The organism is Geodermatophilus sp. CPCC 205761 (genome assembly GCF_051383655.1).
Lineage (GTDB): Bacteria > Actinomycetota > Actinomycetes > Mycobacteriales > Geodermatophilaceae > Geodermatophilus.
Genome location: NZ_JALPKQ010000004.1, coordinates 83,971 through 102,872 on the forward strand (window position 1 = coordinate 83,971; position 18,902 = coordinate 102,872).

Here is an 18,902-nt window from a genome sequence, read left to right on the forward strand (position 1 = left end):
GGGTGCTGGTGCCTGCTCTTCGGCCTGGGTGCGGCGTCCGGATGCGGGAAGGTCACCGGGCCCGCCGTCGTTGACCGGGGCATGACCCGCCCGTTCGATATGGACCTGCACTCCGAGTTCCTCCGCGCCGACCTGTTCCTCTCCATGGGGCAGCCGATCGAGGCGGCCAAGGTGCTGGTGCCCGTCGTCGAGGCGGAGCCGGCGAACCAGGCGGCGCTCGAGCTCCTGGCCCGCGCCTACTTCGGTTCCGCGCAGCTCGGCCGCGCCGAGGAGGCGCTGGGCCGGCTGGTCGAGCTCGCCCCGGCCAACGGGTGGGCGCGTCGGGCGCTCGCGCGGACGCTGGAGCGGCAGAGCCGGGCCGACGAGGCGGTGCCGCACCACCGGATGGCCGACGCCCTCGGCGCCGACTGAGCCTCCCCGGCACCTCTCGGCGTCACGAGCGCGTCCGCTCGTGACGCCGGAGGACGACGGCGACCGCCGCGCCCGCGGCCGCGGTGGCCCAGCCCAGCGGCGTGCCGGCAAGGAGCAGACCGCTCTCCTCCGTCGTAAGGGCGGGCTGGGGCACCGGGGCCTGGGCGTGGTCGCGTTCGGGCTGACCCGGCGGGCCGAGCGCCGGCTGGTGGACCTGCCCGCGCAGGAGGCGGCCACCTACGCGGTGACCCGGGACCGGCTGGCCGGCTACCGGGCGGCGGCCGAGGCGGCCGGGGTCGACCGGTCCGGCGTCCCGGTCGCCGAGGGCACCGGCAGCACCGTCGAGGATGGAGAGGCGGGCGTGGCCGCCGTCCTGGCGCACATGCCCCGGCCGACGGCCCTGCTCTGCCTCAGCGACCGGCCGGCGGAGGGCGCGCTGCGGACGGCGTCCCGGCTGGGCCTGCGGGTGCCGTCCGACCTCACCGTCGTGGGCGTCGACGACGCCGAGCCCGCCGTCCGGCTGGGCCTGACCACGGTGGCGCAGCCGCACCGGCGCAAGGGCGAGGTGGCCGCCGGTGCGCTGCCGGACCTGCTCCGCGGGCAGCGGCCGAGACGGTCACGGTGCTGCCGACCGGGCTCGTGGTGCGCGGCTCGTCCGGGCCGCCGCCGCGGGCGTGATCCGCGGGCCGCTCAGGCGGTGGTGCGGCCGGGCGCGGCGCCGAAGACGCGTGCGTCCCCGCGCTCCAGCCGGCGGGCCATGAGCCGGCCGGCGCGGATCAGCAGCGGCGTGGCCCCGGGCAGCCGGCGGACCTGCTCGTCGGTGAGGCCCGAGACCACCCAGCCGAGCACGGCGGGGATCTCGTGCGGCCGGTACTCCTTGGCGAACACCTCGTGGTCGAGCCGGTCCCAGTCCTCCTGCGTGAGGTGGGCCTGCACCAGCGCCATCCCGTCGCGCTCCTCGTGCGCGAGGTGTGCACAGAGCGCGTCGCGCAGCTCGGCGGTCCGGTCGGTCAGCGCCCGGCGGGCGTCCTCCCCGGCTTGCCCGCGGGCGAGCGCAGTGAGGTGGGTGCGGCACGCGGCGAGCAACGGGTCGACGACGGCGTGCTCCTCCTCGAGGGCGTCGAGCACGGCCCGGTCCGCACCGCGCTCGGCCAGCAGCGGCCACAGGCCGGCGTCCTCACCGGTGTGGTGCTTGTGCAGCACGCTGGCGAACAGCCCGAAGCGGCGGGCCACGAGCCGCCAGCGTCGCCGGTCGGCCACGGGGACGTCGGCGGTGACCCTCGTGAAGGCGTCCAGGTCGCGCCGGAAGGCGCGGTGCATCAGGTACATCGCGGCCAGGTCGATCGGCCCGTCGGGGGCGGCGGCCTGGCCGGGGAGCAGCAGCTGGTCGACGGAGGCGGTGGCGGTCACGGGTGCTCTCCTTTGAGCTGAGTGACAATAAAACGAATAAAGCGATGCTATGGTGAACCTGTGACGGAGGGCAAGAGGGTCTACCGCTCAGCGCTGCGGGCCCAGCAGGCCGAGCAGACGCGGATCGCGGTGCTCGACGCGGCGGGCCGCTGTTTCCTCGAGTGCGGGTACGTCGGGACGACCATGCGGGACGTCGCGGCGGCCGCCGGCGTCTCCGTGCCGACCGTGTTCGCGCAGGGCGGCAAGGCGGCGCTGCTCCTCGCCTGCGTCGACCGCTCCGTCGCCGGGGACGACGAGGACGCTCCCTTGCTGGCCCGCGAGCGGTTCCAGCGGTTCTTCGGCGCCCCCGAGCTCGAGGAGAAGCTCGCGGCGCTGCGGGAGATCGCGCTGCGCTACGTGCCGCTGACCGCCCCCATGCTGGCGGTCTTCGCCGCCGCCGCGGCCGCCGATCCGGAGATCGCCGCCGCGTGGACCGAGTACGGGCGCCGCCGCTACCAGGACAACCGGGCGCTGGTCGAGGCCCTCGCCGCCTGGCTGCGGCCCGACCTGGACGTCGACCGCGCCACCGACATCTGGTGGGCGGTGTTCACCCACGAGCTGTCCGACGCGCTCATCGGCGTCCGCGGCTGGAGCCTCGAGGAGTACGTCGACTGGCTCGTCGGGTCGGTGCGGCGGCTGCTGCTGCGCTGACCTGCCGTCGAACGCGTGCATCGACCAGCCGGGCCCGGGTAACCCCTCGGCATGAGCATCCTCGGACGACTGATGGGCACGGCAGAGAACACTGCACGCAGCGCCGCGCGTGGCGGCGGCGCCGCCGGGCGGAAGACGGGGCGCACCGCCGGACGCGCGACGACGGGCCGGTCGGCCGCCGGGCGGGCCTCGACCAGCCGCGGCTTCGGCCGCACGACGGCCCGGTCGACCGGTCGCGGACGACCCACCACCGCCGCCTCCGGGATCAGCGGGATGCTGAGCGGGCTGCTCCGCCGCCGCTGACGATCAGGGGACGACGGCCGCGGCCACCAGTAGGGTGACCGTGGCCGTCGTCTCGCCCATCGCGCCCATGACGTCGCCGGTGACCCCGCCGAGGCGGGTCCGCGCCCGGCGCAGGAGGAGTTCGGCTGTGGCCAGGCCCGCTGCGGCGCCGCCGAGGAGCTGACCGGCGAGCACCGGGTCGCCGGCGGCCGCGACCCCGATGAGGACGACGCAGACCACGAGGCAGCCGCCGAACCACCGCCCGGACACGGTGCCGGCGACCGCGCGGCCCAGCGCGGAACCCTCCGCCGGCGCGACCCCCCGCAGGCCGGTGCGCGCCATCGCGATCCGGGCGGTGAGCACCGACGTCCAGAGCCCGAGCCACCCGTGGTCGTCGGCCAGCAGCACGGCCGCGCACGAGACCTGCAGCAGCACGGCCAGGACCAGGGTCACGACGCCGAACGGACCGACGTCCCCCTGGTGCATGACCTGCAGTGCCCGCTCCCGCCCGCGCAGCGGGCCCAGCCCGTCTGCGGTGTCGGCGAGGCCGTCCAGGTGCAGTCCGCGGGTGAGTGCCGCCAGGGTCGCCACCCCCAGCACCGCGCCCACCAGCGGGCCGACCAGGTGTGCGCCCGCCACGGCCACCCCGGTGGCGACGCCGCCGAGCAGCAGGCCCACGAGGGGAGCCCACGGCAGCACGCCCCGGGTCCCCGCCGCCGCGCGAGCCGGGACCGGCAGGACCGTCAGCATCGCGGCGGCCTCGAGCGGACCCGTCCACCTCACCGGCGGGCGGCCGTTCCGTCGCGGGCTCCGGCGGCTCCCCGGTCGGCCCGGGCCCGTGTCATCCGGTGGGCCTCACAGCTGGACCTCGAGCCGGGTCACGCTGCCGTTGTGCGGCGTGACCGCCGGCAGTGCGTCGGGGCCCAGCCCCGTGGCGACCGCCTGCACGGCCCGGATCGTGTCGCCGTGGGTGACCAGCGCGACGACGTCCGCCGGCGGCTCGGCGCACAGGTGTTCCAGGTACGCCGCGACCCGGCCGTGCAGCTCCGCGAGGCTCTCCCCGCCGTCGGCCGCCCAGTGCGGGTCGTCCCAGTCGACGACGTCCCACAGGTCGCGGGACGGGCGGCCCTCGAGCACCCCGTAGGCCTGCTCGCGCAGCGCGGCGGTCGTGGTGAAGGGCAGACCGGTCGCGCGGGCACAGTGCTCGGCGGTCTGCACGGCGCGCCGCAGGTCGCTGGAGACGAGGACGCCCGGCCGCAGGTCCCGCAGCTCCCGGGCCGCCGCCGAGGCCTGCGCGTGCCCGAGGTCGGTCAGGGGCACGTGGGCCGTCTGCCCCTGCATCAGGCCCGCGGCGTTCCACTCGCTCTGCCCGTGGCGGACGAGGAGCAGGGTCAGCGGCCGGGCCATGGTGGGAGCGAGGGTAGCCAGCCTGCCGCGGGTCACCGCCGGCTCCCTCGTACCGTCGTGGTCGTGACCATCCCCGTCCGCCCCGGCGCCGCCCGGCCCGCCCGTCCGGGCGCCCCCGACCCGCTGATGCCGCTGCTGGACCTGCCCGGCGTCCGGGACGCGGCCCTGGCCGCCCGCAGCGGAATCGACCGGCTGCTCGGCCACCGGGTGCTGCGGCGCGAGTCCGCGGGCGTGAGTGCGGAGTCCGCGCTGCGAGGCGCGCGCGCCTCGGCCGCGCTGGAGGGGGTCGACGTGCCCCTGTCCGGCCTGCGCGCCGGGCAGGTGGACGACCCGGTCGTGCAGGGCGCGCTGCGCAGTTCGGTGGCGCTGGGGTCGATGGTCGACACCTGGTCACGGGCACCGGGGCAGGTGCTGGCCCGGCTGCACGTACTGGCCGCGGCGGACCTCACCGACCGGGCCGCCCTCGGCCGGCCGGCCCAGCACGCCGGCCCGCGGTTGAGCGGGCTGTTCTCCCTCGTCACCGGGACGACCGAGGTGCCTGCAGTGGTCCTCGCCGCGCTCGTCCACGGCGAGCTGGCGGCGCTGGCGCCGTTCGGCGTCGCCGACGGGATCGTGGCGCGGGCGGCGGCCCGGCTGACCGGCATCGCCCGCGGGCTGGACCCCAAGGCGGTGTCGGTGCCCGAGGTGGGCTTCGTCGAGCTGGGGCGGGAGGCGTACGCGGCGGCGCTGGCCGGGTACGCCTCCGGACGGCCGGAGGGCGTGGCGAGATGGCTGGTGCACTGCTGCCGTGCCACCGAGCACGGCGCCGTGGAGGGCCTGGCGATCTGCGAGAGCCTGCTCCGCGGCTGACCTCGTCCGCGGGTCCGCGGTGGGACCGGCCGGTGGTGACCGTGAGCCGCGGTGGCCGGGCGAAGCGGCGCCCGCGTCAGGCATCGCGGCGGCCGTCGGCTGGTCAGGCGCCGCGGCGCCGGTCGGCTCGTCAGGCGCCGCGGCGCCGACGCCGGCCGGGGAGTGGGGTGGAGGGACCGGCAGCGCCCTCGCGGAGGGCGCGCCGCCGGGCGTACCAGGCCAGCCCGACCACCGCGGCACCGACGCCCATCGCCGCGCCGGTCACCACCGGCGCCGAGGACACGGCGAACCGCGAACGCATGGACACCGGCCGGGTGAACTCCAGAACCGGCCAGCCGCGCTCGACGGCGGCCTTGCGCAGCCCTCGGTCGGGGTTCACCGCCGTCGGGTGGCCGACCTCCGACAGCATCGGCAGGTCGGTGATCGAGTCGCTGTACGCGTAGCAGTCGGCCACGTCGTAGCCGTTCTCGGCGGCCACCTCGCGGACCGCGACCGCCTTGTTCTCCCCGTACGCGTAGAAGTCGATCTCCCCGGTGTAGCGTCCCTCGACGGTCACCATGCGCGTGGCGACCACCCGATCGGCCCCCAGCAGCTCGCCGATCGGTTCCACCATCTCCGCACCGCTGCTGGAGACGATCACGATCTCCCGGCCCGCCGCCCGGTGCTCCTCGATCAGGTCGGCGGCCTCGGCGTAGATCAGCGGGTCGACGATGTCGTGCAGCGTCTCGCGGACGATCTCGTGCACCGTGGTGACGTCCCAGCCGGTGCACATCTGCGTGATCTGCGCGCGCATCCGCTCCATCTGCTGGGCGTCGGCGCCGGACAGGGAGAAGACGAACTGGGCGTAGGCGCCCTTGAGCACGGCGCGGCGGTTGATCAGCCCGCCCTGGAAGAACGGCCGGCCGAAGGCCAGGGTGCTGGACTTGGCGATGACCGTCTTGTCCAGGTCGAAGAACGCCGCTGCGCGGGTCACGGTTCACGACTGTAAGTGGACAGGGCGACGGTGACGGGGATCGCTTCCTGTCCACACCCGTTCGGGTTGTCCACAGATCCCGTGCGCCCCTCCCGCCACCGGGGGCGATGACTGTGCGCTGGGGCGGTGGCAGCTCTCCGTCCCCTCCCGCACCGCCCGCTCGTCGTCGCCGCCGACGAGGAGCTCCTCGACGACCTCCTGCGGCTGCTGGCCGCCGCCGGTGCCGAGCCCGAGGTGCCCTCCGGTGGGCCCGCACTGCGCCGGGCCCACCGCGACGCGCCGCTGGTCCTGCTCGGTACCGACGTCCTCGCGGCCGCCGCCGTCCGGGCGCTGCCCCGGCGCCCGGGCGTCGTCGTGGTCGCTCCCGGCGAGCCGCCGCCCGGTGCATGGGCGGCGGCGGTGGAGCTGGGCGCCGAGCGGGTGGCGGTCCTGCCCGACGACGAGGGGTGGCTGGTGGCGCGGGTCGCCGCGGCGCTGCGCTCCCCGGTCGACCGGGGGGCGCTGGTCGTCGTCGGGGGCAGCTGTGGCGGCGCGGGGGCCAGCACCGTGGCCGCGGCGGTTGCGCTGGCCGCGGCCGCCGACGACGGAGCGCTGCTCGTCGACGCCGATGGCTGGGGCGGTGGACTGGACCTGCTCCTCGGCGCGGAGCACACCGAGGGGCCGCGCTGGCCGGAGCTCGCCGGGCTGCGCGGTCGCGTCGCCGGCGACGCCCTCATGGCCGCCCTGCCCGAGGTCTGCGGCGTCTCCGTCCTGGCGGCCTCCCGCTCGGTACCGGACGACGTCCCCGCGGAGGCGCTGCAGTCGGTGGTCGAGGCCGGCCGAGCCGGCGGGTGGCCGGTCGTCGTGGACCTGCCCCGCGCGGCCCGTCCCGAGCTCGCCGATCCGGTGCTGGCCGAGGCCGACCTCGCGGTGCTCGTCGTCCCGGGACGGCTGCGGGCCGCGTCGGTGGCCCGCCTCCTGGGCGGTCCCGGCCTGGACGGTCGCCCCGCGGCGTGGGCGGGGGCGCAGCTCGTCGTCCGTCGCGTCACCGGAGGGCTGTCGGTCGACGAGGTCGCCGACGTGGCGGGGCTGCCGGTGCTCGCGGAGCTCGGTCACGACCGGAGCGCGGTTCCCCGCGGCGAGCGTGGCGAGCCGCCCGGTGTCGGTGCGCGCTCCCCGCTGGGAGCGGTGGCCCGCCGGGTGCTGGCGCAGGTCTCCCGGACGGCCGGGGTCGCGGCGTGAGCGGACCGCCCCTGGTCGACCGGGTCCGTGCCCGCCTCGCGCTCGAGCCGGGAGTGCCGACCCGAGCCTCGGTCGCCGCACTGGTGCGCGAGGAGTCCGGCGGTCTGCTCGGTGACGACGACGTGCTGCGGGCGGTGCGGGACACCGTCGACGAGCTGGCCGGCGCCGGACCGCTCGAAGTACTGCTGCGTGCGCCCGGGGTCACCGACGTGCTGGTCAACGGGCCCGAGGAGGTGTGGGTCGACCGCGGCGGAGGCCTCGAGCGCAGCGATGTCCGGTTCGCCGACGAGGACGCCGTGCGCCGGCTCGCCGTCCGGCTGGCAGCCGCGGCCGGGCGGCGGCTCGACGACGCAGCTCCGTGGGTCGACGTCGGGCTGCCCGACGGCACCCGGCTGCACGCGGTGCTGCCGCCGGTGTCGGGGAGCGGGACCTGCCTGTCCCTGCGGGTGCTGCGCCGGGCCTCGCTGTCCCTGGGCGACCTGGCCGAGCGTGGCACCCTCCCCGGCAGCAGCGCGACCCTGCTGCACGCCCTCATCGCCGGCCGGCACGCCTTCCTCGTCACCGGAGGCACCGGGTCGGGCAAGACGACGCTGCTGTCCGCGCTGCTCGGCGTCGTCCCTGCGGGCGAGCGGTTGGTGCTGTGCGAGGACGCGCCGGAACTGGCCCCCGCGCACCCGCACGTCGTCCGGCTCTCGACGCGGCCGCCGAACGTGGAGTCGGTGGGCGAGGTGACCCTGCGCGACCTGGTGCGGCAGGCCCTGCGCATGCGCCCGGACCGGCTGGTGGTGGGCGAGGTGCGCGGTGCCGAGGTCACCGATCTGCTCGCCGCGCTGAACACCGGCCACGACGGCGGCTGCGGCACCCTGCACGCCAACCGGCCGGCCGAGGTGCCGGCCCGGCTGGAGGCGCTCGGTGTCGCCGCCGGTCTCGACCGCCTGGCCGTGCACAGCCAGGCGGCCGCGGCGCTGGCCGTCGTCGTGCACCTGCGCCGGACGCCGTCCGGACGGCGGGTCGAGGAGATCGGTGTGGTCCGCCGATCCGGGGAGCTGGTCGTCGTCGAGGCCGGCTGGCGCGCAGACGGTGGCGCGTGTCCCGGCGCGGACCGGCTGGCCGCGCTGCTGGACCATGTGTCCGGAGCGTCGGGGTGACCGCCGCACTGCTCCTGCTCGGTGCCGCCCTGGTGACGTGGCCGGGGAACCGGGCGCTGCTCCGTGCGCGGCGCGTGGCGAGCGTGCGCCCCCGGTGGCGCACGCCGTGGTCGGTGCCTGCCGCGTCGGTGCCCCTGCTGTGCGGGGTCGCGGCGGCGGCCGGAGGCGCCCTCCTCAGCACCCCGCTGGTCGCCGGGCTCGCCGGGGTGGTCGCGTCCCTGGCGGCGCGGGCCGGAGAACGACGCCGCGCCGGCAACCGGGAGGAAGCGCGCGTGCTGGCGCTGGCCGAGGCGCTCGGTGCCCTCGCTGCCGAGCTGCGCAGCGGCCGGTCGCTGGAGGGTGCGACGGCGGCGGCCGTGACCGCCTGCGCGGACGCCGACAGCGGGAGGGCCCTGGCCCGCGCCGTCCGCGCACCCACGGCCCCGGCGCCGGCGGACGCCGGGCTCCTGGGCGATGCCCTGGAGCGTGTCTCGGCGGCGACCCTGCTCAGCCAGCGCTCCGGCTGTTCCCTGGCGGCCGTCGTCGGAGCGGTGGAGGACGACCTGCGGGCCCGCCGCCGGTACCGGCTGGACCTCCGGGCGGCCACGGCGGGGTCCCGGGCGAGCACGGTGCTGCTGGCCGGACTCCCCCTGCTCGCGCTGGCGATGGGCGGTGGGGTCGGCGCGGACCCGTGGCGCGTGCTCACGACGACGGGGACCGGTCAGGTGCTGCTCGTGGCCGGGGTGGGGTTGGAGGTCGCGGGCCTGGCCTGGTCGGACCGTCTCGTCAGCCGGGCCGTGCGGTGAGCGGGCACGCCGCCGCACTGCTCCTGGCGGCGGCGGTGCTGGTCTGGCCGCCTCGGCGGACGCTGGTCCTCCGCCGCGTGCGGCGCCTCTCCGTGCCGCAGGTGGCGGAGGCGGGTCCTCCCGCGGGAGGCGCCGATGTCGGCCCCCGCCGCCGCTGGGCGCTCGCCGGCACGGCGGGGGTCGCGACCGGGCTCCTGGTGGGTGGGCTCCTGGGAGCGGTGACCGCGGCCGTGGTCGCCGCGGGCATCGAGCGCCTGCTGCGCCGAGGCGGGGACGAACGGTCGGCCGGCGTCGGGTCATCCGCGGACCTGCCGGTGGCCTGTGACCTGCTCGCCGTCTGCCTGAGGGCGGGGATGCCCGTGGGCGGAGCCGTCGCCGCCGTGGCCTCGGTGCTCCCCGGCGCTCCGGGACCCGCCCTGGCGACGGTCGCCGCCCTCTACCGGATGGGAGCGCCACCGTCGCGCGCGTGGTCCGACGTCCCTGCCGACCTCGATGGGCTGGGCCGGGTGCTGGTGCGGGCGGGGGAGTCCGGGTCCGCGGTGGTGCCCGCGGTGCAGGCGCTCGCCGCCGACCTCCGCGCGGAGGCGCGCAGCCGCGCCGACGCCGCCGTGCGCCGGGCCGGTGTGTGGGTGCTGGCCCCGCTCGGGGCCTGCTTCCTGCCGGCCTTCCTCTGCCTCGGTGTGGTGCCCCTCGTCCTCGGCATCGCGGCCGACGTCTTCGGCTGAGCCGGTCCGCGGTCCACAGGCGGTCGCGGGATCCACAGATGCCGCCGGCTCATGGAGGTGCGGAGCGCCCACCGCGAGGGTCGGAGGCGACGGCCCGGACGGCGGGCCGAGAACGAGGAGGCACCGTGACCAGCAACGCCGCGCCCCAGCCCGACTCCCTGGCACTGCCCGACAGCTCCGCGGCCACCGAGGGGGCGACTCCGCACGCCGGCTGGTTGCGGGCCCGCTGGGCCCGTGTCCGCGCCACCGGTGAGGCCGGGATGAGCACTGCCGAGTACGCGGTGGGCACCGTCGTTATCTGCGGGCGGATCAGAGCTGTGGGCACTGGAGCTGATCCCCGCGTTGTGTCAGTGGGTGCTGCTATCCAACAGGTGCAGTCATAGGAGGCCGTGTGGTCAGGTACAGCGCGGAGCGAGCGGTGCACTCATCTGGCGACGTCTCGTGGGTGGTCATCGACGAGGACTGGGGTCTGCATGAGGATGGTGTGCACTACCTAACGGCGCTCTCAGCTGCTGGCCACTCGATCAACACTCAGCGGGCCTACGCCGGTCGGATCGCCCGCTTCCTGAGCTGGTGCGCCGACGAGCACGTCGACTACCGGACGATATCTCTGAAGGACCTGATCAGGTATAAGCGAGCCCTTCAAGCAACCGCGAGGCCAGGTTCGAAGCGACACGAACCACAGCTCATAGTGGGCAAGACGGTGGATCAGCACTTGATAGCGTTGTGCGGATTCCTGCGGCACTGCGCACGCAGCGGCCGTATTCCAGAGGCTACGGCGAACCAGCTTTCGGAGCCCCGATCCCTCCACCTCCTGCCGCAGGGGATGCCCCTGGGCGAGAGCAGCTCCCCTCCGATTGTTCGCGCCCGTCTTCTTAGGGCCAACACCGTCGAGCGGCCGATCCATGTGCTCGACGACGCTGACGTCGACGCCATCGTTGGTGTCATCCACAACGTTCGTGATCGCTTTCTGTTCCACCTCCTCCTTGAGACCGGCCTGCGCATCGGCGAGGCGTTGGGATTGCGGCGGGAGGACATGCACCTTCTCCCCGACTCCCGCTCTCTTGGTTGTGCCGTCACGGGGGCACATGTCCACGTTCGCCGGCGGCGCAACCCGAACGGGGCGCTCGCCAAGTCGCGCAAAGCCCGACACGTCCCTGTAACCGCCGACCTGGTGGGGCTCTACGCCGTGTACCAAGCGGAAAGGGATCGAGTTGCGGAGGCCGAGGCCAACGACATGGTGTTGGTGAACCTCTACCGAGAACCCCGCGGCGCGGCAGTGTCCTACAGCAACGTGCGAGATCTATTTCAGTCGCTGCAGAAGCGAAGCGGCGTCCGCGTCCACCCACATGCGCTACGCCACACGGCAGCGACCAATTGGCTCCGCAACGGGGTAGACCGGGATGTTGTTCAGCGGATTCTTGGACACATGTCCCCGCACTCCATGTCGATGTACCGCGACGTGTCAAGTACCGAGATGCGCGCCGCCGTTGAGAAGGCCGCCAGGACCCGCTCATGATTCGCGCCGAGACGGTTGCTCTCTTCCCGAACGACGGGGCCGCGCCCAAGGTCGAGACGGGCTGGCAAGCCTGGCTCGCGGAGCACACATCGACACCTTGGCGCCCGGGTGAGTGGGATTCGGACACGCTGCTGTTCATCGGGGATCTGGACAACCCAATGACCCGAGCATTTCGCTGCCTCACGCCAGACTGTGACGCCATCGTGGGGGCCATGACCCGCTGCACTTCCTGCGGCAAGGCGAAGCGAAAGAGCGGCCTCACCGACGAAGCCTTCGACGCCATCCACCGGTCCAGCTATGAGGGCCGCCGTCCGACGCAGCGAACGGGAACATGCCTCGTCGAAGGGTGCACCCGAGGGCGGCACGCACTGGAAGTGTGCCGCCGGCACTACGCCAGGTGGAGACGGAAGGCCCGTCAAGGCGCCGTCTTCGCTGACTGGCTGCTCGCGCAAGAGCCGCTACCGCCAGCACCCTCCTGTCGGGTGGCCGGGTGCCCGAACACGAGCGAGAACACCTACGTGCTCTGCGCCTACCACCGGGGGCGATGGAAGCGTGACCTGGGGCGGGACCCGGATCTGAGTCTCACGAACTTCATCGCGAGGGGGACTCCCTTCCTCGGCGCTCACATGTTCTCGTTGAGAACGCTGCACCCTCAGGTCCGTGCAGAACCCCTGTACGCACTGGCTGAGCGGGATTCCAACAACCGACCGCTCGACCCGACCGCGCTACGGGGGATCGTCGCCATGCTCTCCGTCGTCCAGACCTGTCTGGATGACCGTCTGACCCGTGCAGTGACCGACGGCCAGCTCCCAACGGCGAATGAGCGCGCAGTGTGGAGCACTCTGAGCGCCCTGATTCAGCGTGGTCACCGGGCTTTCCGCGGCGTCGACCCCACTGCATCCGAACGGTGGGATCTCGTAGAAGTTGGGCTTCCGCGAAACATCGGTTACGGGCGGAGGGTAAACCAGGGGACCCTCGACTTCGGTGGAATCCGGCAGCCGTGGCTACGCGAGCTGGCGCTCGACTGGGGTCGAGTTGTCCGACCTCATAGCCCCGCCCTCCGCGAGATGGTCCGTGCCGCGTCCGTGGCGTCACACGTACTAGGAAGTCGAGCCGACGGCGGCAACGACCCCGCGGTTCTCACCGCCGCTGACATGAGTCTCGTCTTTCAAGCATTTGTTGCCATGACGAAAAAGGACGGCACACTCTACACCGCTCGAATGCGGTCGCAGAGGTTCGCCTCCTTCGTCGCACTTGTCGACTACGGGCGTCGAACCGACAGCCTCAAGACTCTTCCCGGCTCCTTCGCACGGCTCAACATCCACAACATCAAGGAGCCTGAGCAAGACGAGGACAACATCGGAAAGTCCCTGCCAGAGAGCGTCATCGACCAGCTCGACAAGCACCTGGATTGGCTCGGCGTTGGAATCCCGCACGGGACGCTTCCCCCACACCTCGTTCAACACATGCACCAGACGATCTATCGCATACTCCGTGACACGGGGCGCCGGCCGCTCGAGATTGCCGCCTTAAGACGCGAATGCATCAGTCAGGACGCCGGCGGCTACTGGCTCATATACGACAACCACAAAGCTAAGCGGATGGGAAGACGACTGCCCATCCGACAATCCGAGGCAGAGAACATCCTCCGGTGGAGGGCTGCAATCGAGGCAGTCGAGTTGCCTGAGGCACACGCCAGGTGGCTCTTTCCGGCAGCCACAACGAGAGCGCAATTGCACCACCTGTGGCCTGGAACCATCTCCAACACTTGGCGGGTGTGGTTGCGGCAGGTTCCAACGCTCCTGAGCGAGTTGATCGACCCGAGCGGGGACGGGGTCCCGTTCGACAAGGCCCTTATCTTCCCCTACGCGCTACGGCACTCGTACGCCCAGCGCCACGCAGACGCGGGCGTGGACCCCGAAACCCTGCGTGACCTGATGGATCACAAGGACCTGCAGACGACCCAGACGTACTACCAAGTTTCCTCGAAGAGGAAGCGCCAGGCCCAGAAGGTCGTGGCGAAGCACGCGCGCGACCGCTACGGGAACCCGACCCCAGGAGCGGCAGGTGCGAGCTACGAGCTGCAGAGCGTCGCCGTCCCCTATGGCAACTGCACTGAGCCCCGCAACGTTGCCGCGGGCGGCCAGTCCTGCCCAATTCGCTTCCAGTGCGCTGGCTGCGGGTTCTACCGGCCCGATCCGTCTTATCGCGCAGCCGTCGAGGACGAGATCGCCCGCCTGAGGGTGAACCACGAGGAAGCACTGGCCATGGAAGCGAGTCAATTCGTCATTGACAATCTCGCGGCGCAGATCGAGGGCTACAAGACGGTCTTGGAGCGCATCGCTGCCGACCTCGCCCGGCTTCCCCACGAAGAACGAGTCGAGATCGAGCAGGCCACGGTGGTACTGCGTAAGGCTCGCGCGGGCGAGGGCAAGGGACGGCAGATGCTTCCCCTTACCGTCGCCGAGCGGCACAGGGAGGACCCATGAATCCGAGGCCGGGCAATGCAGCGGCTCTCACAGCTGCCCGCCGAGCCGACAGCGCCGGCAAGCGGACCCGCGTCTTGGCCGCGCTTGACCGCCAGGTATCCCACGGCGTGCCCATCACTTTCGCGGGCGTCGCACGGGAAGCGCAGGTGTCGATCTGGCTGGTCAAGGCCCCCGGCCTCCGGGAGGCGATCGAGGGCGCTATGCGAGAGCAGGTTGCGCATGGCCCAGCCCCATCACCTCCAGCGCCTGCAGCGCAACCGTCCGTATCTCGGCAGAGCTTGCTCAACGACCTCGCGCTGACACGAGCCGAACTTCGCGAGACCCGTAAGGAGAGAGACCATCTCAAGGCGCGGCTCCGGCTTCAATTGGGCAGCAAGTTGGACACCACCTCCCACGACGACTTGGTCACTCGCATTGAGGGCCTGAGCGAACGAAACCACAGCCTGCAGCGCGATCTAGACGCTGCAAGACTTCAATCCCGTCAGCAGCAGGACGAAATCGCAGAGTTGCAGGCAGATCTGACAGCGGCACGCGCGGCGATGAAGAAGGTCATTCGCCAGGCGAACGCGGGAGGATCCTCCGACCCTACGTGAGGCGGGTTGGAAGGTACGGCGGATCCAGTCGTCTGCAGTAGATTTCGATGTCGACAGCCCGCCGCAGCGCGCGAAGGCCTACGAGGGCCGCCTCAGCTACGACCGTCGGCGCTGGGCGCCGTCGATCCTGCACGAGCCTCGAAACGAGGTTCAATCAGGCCGGCGAATCGCGGTCCGGCGGCCTCTTATAGGTGGTCTTGAAGATGGCGTCAGTAAGCCACGCCTTGAAGTCGGGGTTGTCAACGAACTGCTTGAACAACTGCGTCTCGTCTCGAAGCATCCCCTGCATTACCTTCTGCAGCGCTTGATCGAGGGCGAGCCTGGCGTTGTCAGCATCGTTGTTCGCCCGCGCGTTTGCGTAGTCCTCATCGGCAAGAACCTTGCTCGGGATCTCCGTCGCGATACGTTCACGGATGCGGTCGACGTCCTGCCAGTTGATGTTCCCAAACAGATCATTGAACTGGTCCAGGATAGCCGAGAGCCGCTCAAGCTCCGGGTCCGCGATGTGCCCGATGCCCCCGGTCGGAACCGGAGCCAGCTCGCCCTCTTCGTCTGCGAGAACGATCTTTATCTCCTCACGCTTCTCGATGCGGTAGGAGTCCATGTCGATCGTCTCCAGGATGCCGGCCGCGAGATCGACCTCCTTGGGCGCCGGCAGCTTAGGGATGAGCAGCCCCAGGAAGATGGACAGCTTCTCCCATCCGACGTTCGTGAAGGGCAGAACGAGCGACAGGAACGAGTAAGTACGCAAGAACGCCTTGGCCATGCTCTTGAACTCAATCTGGCCGTCTTCGTCCAACTGCTCGATGTACACCGCCGCGCAGTGGTCGAGGATGGGATCCAGCTGCGATCGATCGGCATCTCCTAGGAACAGTTCGATGAAGCGATCCACGTGCTCTGACCCGTACACGCCAGACTGCGCGAGCGCCGCTTGGAGTTCGTGCAACTTGTCGGGGTCTGTCTCCCCCGCCAATATGGTGGTGCGGTAGTAATCCGCGAAAGCGGCCTCAATCTGGTCGGCAGTGTTCGCGAAGTCGAGCACAGCCGTGTCCGTCTTGCCCGGAACTGCTCGGTTCAGCCGGGATAAGGTCTGCACAGCAAGCACCCCCGAAAGCGGCTTATCGACGTACATCGTGTGCAGGAGTGGCTCGTCGTACCCGGTCTGATACTTGTCCGCCACGATCAGGATTCGGAACGGGTCCTCCTGGATCCGGTCCGGTATGTCCTTGCCGGGGAAGCCGTTGTAGTCGGCCTCGGTTACCTTCTTTCCGTCCCGCTCAAAGTCCGAAAACGCAACGATCGCCTTGTACGGACTACCTCGTTCGACGAGGTAGTCGCGGACCGCCTCATAGTAGTCGATCGCGCGAGCAATAGTCTTGGTCACCACCATCGCCCGGGCCTTGCCGCCGATTTTGTGCTTCCCGATGACCTGGGCATGGAAGTGGTCGACCATGATCTCGGCCTTCTTACGTATGGCCGTCTCGTGACCCTCGACGAAGGCGCGGAGTTTCTTACCGGCCCTGTTGACGTCGAACTCCGGGTCGTCCTCCACTGTCTTGACAAGCTTGTAATAGCTGTTGACAGGCACATACCCTGCCAATACGTCAAGGATGAACTTCTCCTGGATCGCCTGTTTCATGGTGTATGAGTGGATAGGTCGCTTGCGCGTTTCACCGGGGATAGGCTCGCCGAACATTTCCAGCGTCTTGTTCTTCGGTGTAGCGGTGAAAGCGAAGTATGATGCGTTGGCTGGCAGCTTCTTCTGTTCGGCCAAGCGAAGCAGGATGTCTTCGCCGGTCTCGTCCTCATCCTTCTCGCCGTGTGCCGAGAGCGATCCCGACAGTGCGGCGGCGGCCTTACCGGTCTGCGATGAGTGCGCCTCGTCGATGATGACCGCGAATTTCCGCTCCCGGTGATCGGCCCCTAGGCTCCCCACAATGTAGGGGAACTTCTGCACCGTCGTGATGATGATCCTCTTGCCGTGCTCAATTGCCGCCTTCAGGTCACTTGCGTGCTCGGCGTGCGCCAGAGTGGACCCGACCTGCGTGAAGGACTTGATTGTCTCCTTGATCTGCCCGTCCAGCACCCGCCGATCGGTAACGACAAGCACTGAGTCGACCGCGGAGCGCCCGTTGTACTGAAGCTCTGTCAACTGGTGTGCCAGCCATGCAATCGAGTTGGACTTCCCAGAGCCCGCTGAGTGTTGGATCAAATAGCGGTGACCAACACCCTTGGCTGCGACGTCCGCAAGAAGTCGGCGCACGACGTCTAGTTGGTGGTAGCGAGGGAAGATGGTCGTCTGCGACCTTCTTCCCGTCTTCGCATCCTTACGCGTGACGACCTGGGCGTAGTTCTCGATGATGTCGGCCAGTGATGACGGCGCCAGGATCTCGCGCCACAGGTAGTCCGTTATCATCCCGTTTGGATTAGGACCGTTACCGGCCCCATCCTTATAGCCGCGGTCGAACGGCAGGAACCATGACTTGGGGCCAGACAACTCGGCACAGAACCTCACGCGCTGGTCATCAACGGCGAAGTGCGCCACACACCTGCGAGGAGCGAAGAGCAGCTCCTTCGGGTCGCGGGTCAGCTGGTATTGCTCGATCGCGTCGGCCACCGTCTGCTTTGTGATGTAGTTCTTCAGCTCGAACGTTGCCACGGGCAGACCGTTGACGAAGGCGACAAGGTCGACTGACTTGCCCGTGTCGACAGGGGAATAGTGGACCTGTCTAGTTACGACCCATCGGTTCGCTTGATGCCGGGCGGCGGCCATCGCGTTGCCTTGGGTGGGCGTTGGGTAGTAGAAGTCAATGTGCGGAACAGCGCCGTGCCCGAAGCCGTGCCGAAGGACATGTACGATTCCATGCTTCGTAATCTCACCCTGCAACTTGGCAAGGAACTTGGTGCGCATCGGGCTCTCTGAATCCCAGGCTTCGCCGAGGCCTACCGCTTCTGCGACCGCTGGTTGAGTCTCAAGCAGGAACGCAGCAAGGTGTTTCACGTCGAGTCCGTAGCTCGCGTTGAAGTCAGACGCGACACCCTGCATCCAACCGACCTGGACCATCTGCCTGACGATCAAGGCCTCCAGGCTCTCCTCGTCCATCAGGGGGGCCTGGTTCACGAATCCTCCTGGTCGTTCTCCATGGCGTGCTCGACCTCATCGTCATCGTCCGTGGCGCCAGCCCCCGCGGCTAACGCCTGCGCCACATCAATTGCGGGCAGCCTGGCAGCGATCCTGCGCACATCCACCCGCCCCGTCACCACGTCGGCCACAAGGCGGACCTTGAACTCCTCAAGGAGCTGGATCTCGCGTCGGACCAGCCCCATCTCGCTATCTATCCGAGCCGTCTCCGAAGAGATCCGATTCGCGATGCTTCTCTGCTCATCCAGGGCAGGGAGTGGCATCTTCATCGACATAAGGGTCGATGTGTACAGAGGACTCATGCCATCGCCAACACCGCGGGCGTTGATCCGGAGTCCATCTGCGAACACAGGGTCTAGGAAGAGGTACTCGAAGTAGTCCCGGTCGACACGCTCGCTCGGCACCAAGACGGTGTAGTTGCGCGTAACGAGTCCCGGCTCCCGACACCACCTGAAGAGACCCATGTGCGCGCGATACTTGTTCAGTACAAAGTCTCCCCACTCGCACTCTTGCAGATTCCCTCCTCCCTCAGCAGCCTTTGTGTTCGACCCTCCCGTTCCGCTTCGTATGAGGCCGGCGAATCGGGTGAGTGAAAGCTGTGGGAGTGAGCTCGTTGCCACCTGGCGCGTAACCGGCCGGAATAGGTACCGAGCGGGGCTGAGCTCCCAGTGTGCAGGGATGGCTCCGATCCACGGAATGCCCGAGTCGACGAGGTGAGGACTGGGGTTGGTTCCTCGTGTGACAAAGTGGTTGACGATCGCCCGCTTTTGCTCCTCCAGGAGGGCGACGAGCCGACGCTTTGCGACGATCGCCTTCGTGATCCGCTCCTGGGCGTGAGCGAGATATGCGACGATCGCTTCCTGCTCTCGCGGCGGAGGCACGGGTATGTGCTGCCGCGCGAGGCGCGGATATTCGACGTTCTGCCCCTCGCGGATTCCAGTCACGGCAAGTCGCAACGCGTCGATGAAGGGTTGTGTCTTGAAGAGAAGCGTGAGGTAGTCACGGTCTACCTCACGGATGGCGCGCAGAATCGTGTAGGCAGGACTTATGATTCCGCGAGCGTGCGCTCGCTCGATCCCGCCTTGGAACGATCGAAGGCTGATGACGAAGTCGTCGACTCGCACAAGTTTAAGAGTCTCTAACGCCTTAGTCGCCTCGACCGTGCGAGTCGCATACTGCTCCTTGAGGATGACGCCATGGGATTGCGTTGCAGTCAGCAAGGGCTCGTCGGGGTGCCCCTTGTCACTCATCTCGCGTA

Annotated in this window: 17 protein-coding genes and 1 pseudogene; 12 read left to right on the forward strand and 6 right to left on the reverse strand. The window is 70.4% G+C overall.

Annotated features, from left to right (window positions below):
• Positions 1-81: 81 nt before the first annotated feature.
• Both MY526_RS03655 and MY526_RS03660 read left to right on the forward strand, forming a co-directional pair.
• On the forward strand, positions 82-411 hold the full coding sequence (locus MY526_RS03655; RefSeq protein ID WP_436689194.1) for a tetratricopeptide repeat protein: 330 nt from the start codon (positions 82-84) through the stop codon (positions 409-411).
• Between the two features lie 244 nt (positions 412-655).
• Positions 656-967 (forward strand): annotated as a pseudogene (locus tag MY526_RS03660) (substrate-binding domain-containing protein); the annotation flags it as partial.
• 134 nt (positions 968-1,101) lie between these two features.
• Here MY526_RS03660 and MY526_RS03665 read toward each other — a convergent pair.
• Positions 1,102-1,821 (reverse strand): hemerythrin domain-containing protein, encoded by a 720-nt coding sequence (locus MY526_RS03665; protein WP_436703265.1) that lies wholly within the window; start codon positions 1,819-1,821, stop codon positions 1,102-1,104.
• Between the two features lie 60 nt (positions 1,822-1,881).
• Between MY526_RS03665 and MY526_RS03670 the strand changes: the two genes are divergently transcribed.
• Positions 1,882-2,511: a TetR/AcrR family transcriptional regulator gene (locus MY526_RS03670; RefSeq protein WP_436689198.1), complete on the forward strand. Its 630-nt coding sequence runs from the start codon at positions 1,882-1,884 to the stop codon at positions 2,509-2,511.
• A 306-nt stretch (positions 2,512-2,817) separates the two neighbouring features.
• On the opposite strand, the gene MY526_RS03675 is transcribed toward MY526_RS03670, so the two are convergent.
• Positions 2,818-3,543: an adenosylcobinamide-GDP ribazoletransferase gene (locus tag MY526_RS03675; protein ID WP_436703266.1), complete on the reverse strand. Its 726-nt coding sequence runs from the start codon at positions 3,541-3,543 to the stop codon at positions 2,818-2,820.
• A gap of 105 nt (positions 3,544-3,648) precedes the next feature.
• Positions 3,649-4,200, reverse strand: coding sequence for a histidine phosphatase family protein (locus tag MY526_RS03680; RefSeq protein ID WP_436689204.1), 552 nt, complete (start codon positions 4,198-4,200; stop codon positions 3,649-3,651).
• A gap of 63 nt (positions 4,201-4,263) precedes the next feature.
• Here MY526_RS03680 and MY526_RS03685 point away from each other — a divergent pair, with 63 nt between their 5' ends.
• Positions 4,264-5,049, forward strand: a complete 786-nt coding sequence (locus tag MY526_RS03685; protein ID WP_436689206.1) for an oxidoreductase — start codon at positions 4,264-4,266, stop codon at positions 5,047-5,049.
• 130 nt (positions 5,050-5,179) lie between these two features.
• Here the strand turns inward: MY526_RS03685 and MY526_RS03690 are convergent, their stop codons facing one another.
• The gene (locus MY526_RS03690; protein ID WP_436689208.1) at positions 5,180-6,022 is read right to left on the reverse strand and encodes an HAD family hydrolase; all 843 of its coding nucleotides are present in this window, start codon (positions 6,020-6,022) and stop codon (positions 5,180-5,182) included.
• A gap of 126 nt (positions 6,023-6,148) precedes the next feature.
• Between MY526_RS03690 and ssd the strand changes: the two genes are divergently transcribed.
• The 8 genes from ssd to MY526_RS03730 all read left to right on the forward strand — a co-directional run bounded on the left by ssd (position 6,149) and on the right by MY526_RS03730 (position 14,502).
• Complete coding sequence (gene ssd / locus MY526_RS03695) at positions 6,149-7,243, forward strand: septum site-determining protein Ssd (protein ID WP_436689210.1); 1,095 nt, start codon at positions 6,149-6,151, stop codon at positions 7,241-7,243.
• On the forward strand, positions 7,240-8,391 hold the full coding sequence (locus tag MY526_RS03700) for a TadA family conjugal transfer-associated ATPase (RefSeq protein WP_436703267.1): 1,152 nt from the start codon (positions 7,240-7,242) through the stop codon (positions 8,389-8,391). Before ssd ends, MY526_RS03700 begins: the two co-directional genes overlap by 4 nt.
• Positions 8,388-9,176 (forward strand): type II secretion system F family protein, encoded by a 789-nt coding sequence (locus tag MY526_RS03705; RefSeq protein WP_436703268.1) that lies wholly within the window; start codon positions 8,388-8,390, stop codon positions 9,174-9,176. The genes MY526_RS03700 and MY526_RS03705 overlap by 4 nt, the downstream gene beginning before the upstream one ends.
• Positions 9,173-9,901, forward strand: a complete 729-nt coding sequence (locus MY526_RS03710; protein ID WP_436689216.1) for a type II secretion system F family protein — start codon at positions 9,173-9,175, stop codon at positions 9,899-9,901. Before MY526_RS03705 ends, MY526_RS03710 begins: the two co-directional genes overlap by 4 nt.
• A 38-nt stretch (positions 9,902-9,939) precedes the next feature.
• Positions 9,940-10,284, forward strand: coding sequence for a DUF4244 domain-containing protein (locus MY526_RS03715; RefSeq protein WP_436703269.1), 345 nt, complete (start codon positions 9,940-9,942; stop codon positions 10,282-10,284).
• Between the two features lie 8 nt (positions 10,285-10,292).
• Positions 10,293-11,420 carry a tyrosine-type recombinase/integrase gene (locus MY526_RS03720; protein ID WP_436703270.1) on the forward strand — a complete coding sequence of 376 codons (1,128 nt, stop codon included), beginning with the start codon at positions 10,293-10,295 and terminating at the stop codon, positions 11,418-11,420.
• Positions 11,417-13,909 carry a tyrosine-type recombinase/integrase gene (locus tag MY526_RS03725; protein ID WP_436703271.1) on the forward strand — a complete coding sequence of 831 codons (2,493 nt, stop codon included), beginning with the start codon at positions 11,417-11,419 and terminating at the stop codon, positions 13,907-13,909. Before MY526_RS03720 ends, MY526_RS03725 begins: the two co-directional genes overlap by 4 nt.
• Before the next feature lie 146 nt (positions 13,910-14,055).
• A complete protein-coding gene (locus MY526_RS03730; protein WP_436703272.1) occupies positions 14,056-14,502 on the forward strand; it encodes a hypothetical protein in 447 nt (148 codons plus the stop codon).
• A gap of 154 nt (positions 14,503-14,656) precedes the next feature.
• On the opposite strand, the gene MY526_RS03735 is transcribed toward MY526_RS03730, so the two are convergent.
• Together MY526_RS03735 and MY526_RS03740 are read right to left on the reverse strand one after the other, a co-directional pair.
• The gene (locus MY526_RS03735; RefSeq protein WP_436703273.1) at positions 14,657-17,623 is read right to left on the reverse strand and encodes a type I restriction endonuclease subunit R; all 2,967 of its coding nucleotides are present in this window, start codon (positions 17,621-17,623) and stop codon (positions 14,657-14,659) included.
• Positions 17,620-18,894 (reverse strand): restriction endonuclease subunit S, encoded by a 1,275-nt coding sequence (locus MY526_RS03740; protein WP_436703274.1) that lies wholly within the window; start codon positions 18,892-18,894, stop codon positions 17,620-17,622. Before MY526_RS03740 ends, MY526_RS03735 begins: the two co-directional genes overlap by 4 nt.
• Positions 18,895-18,902 lie beyond the last annotated feature (8 nt).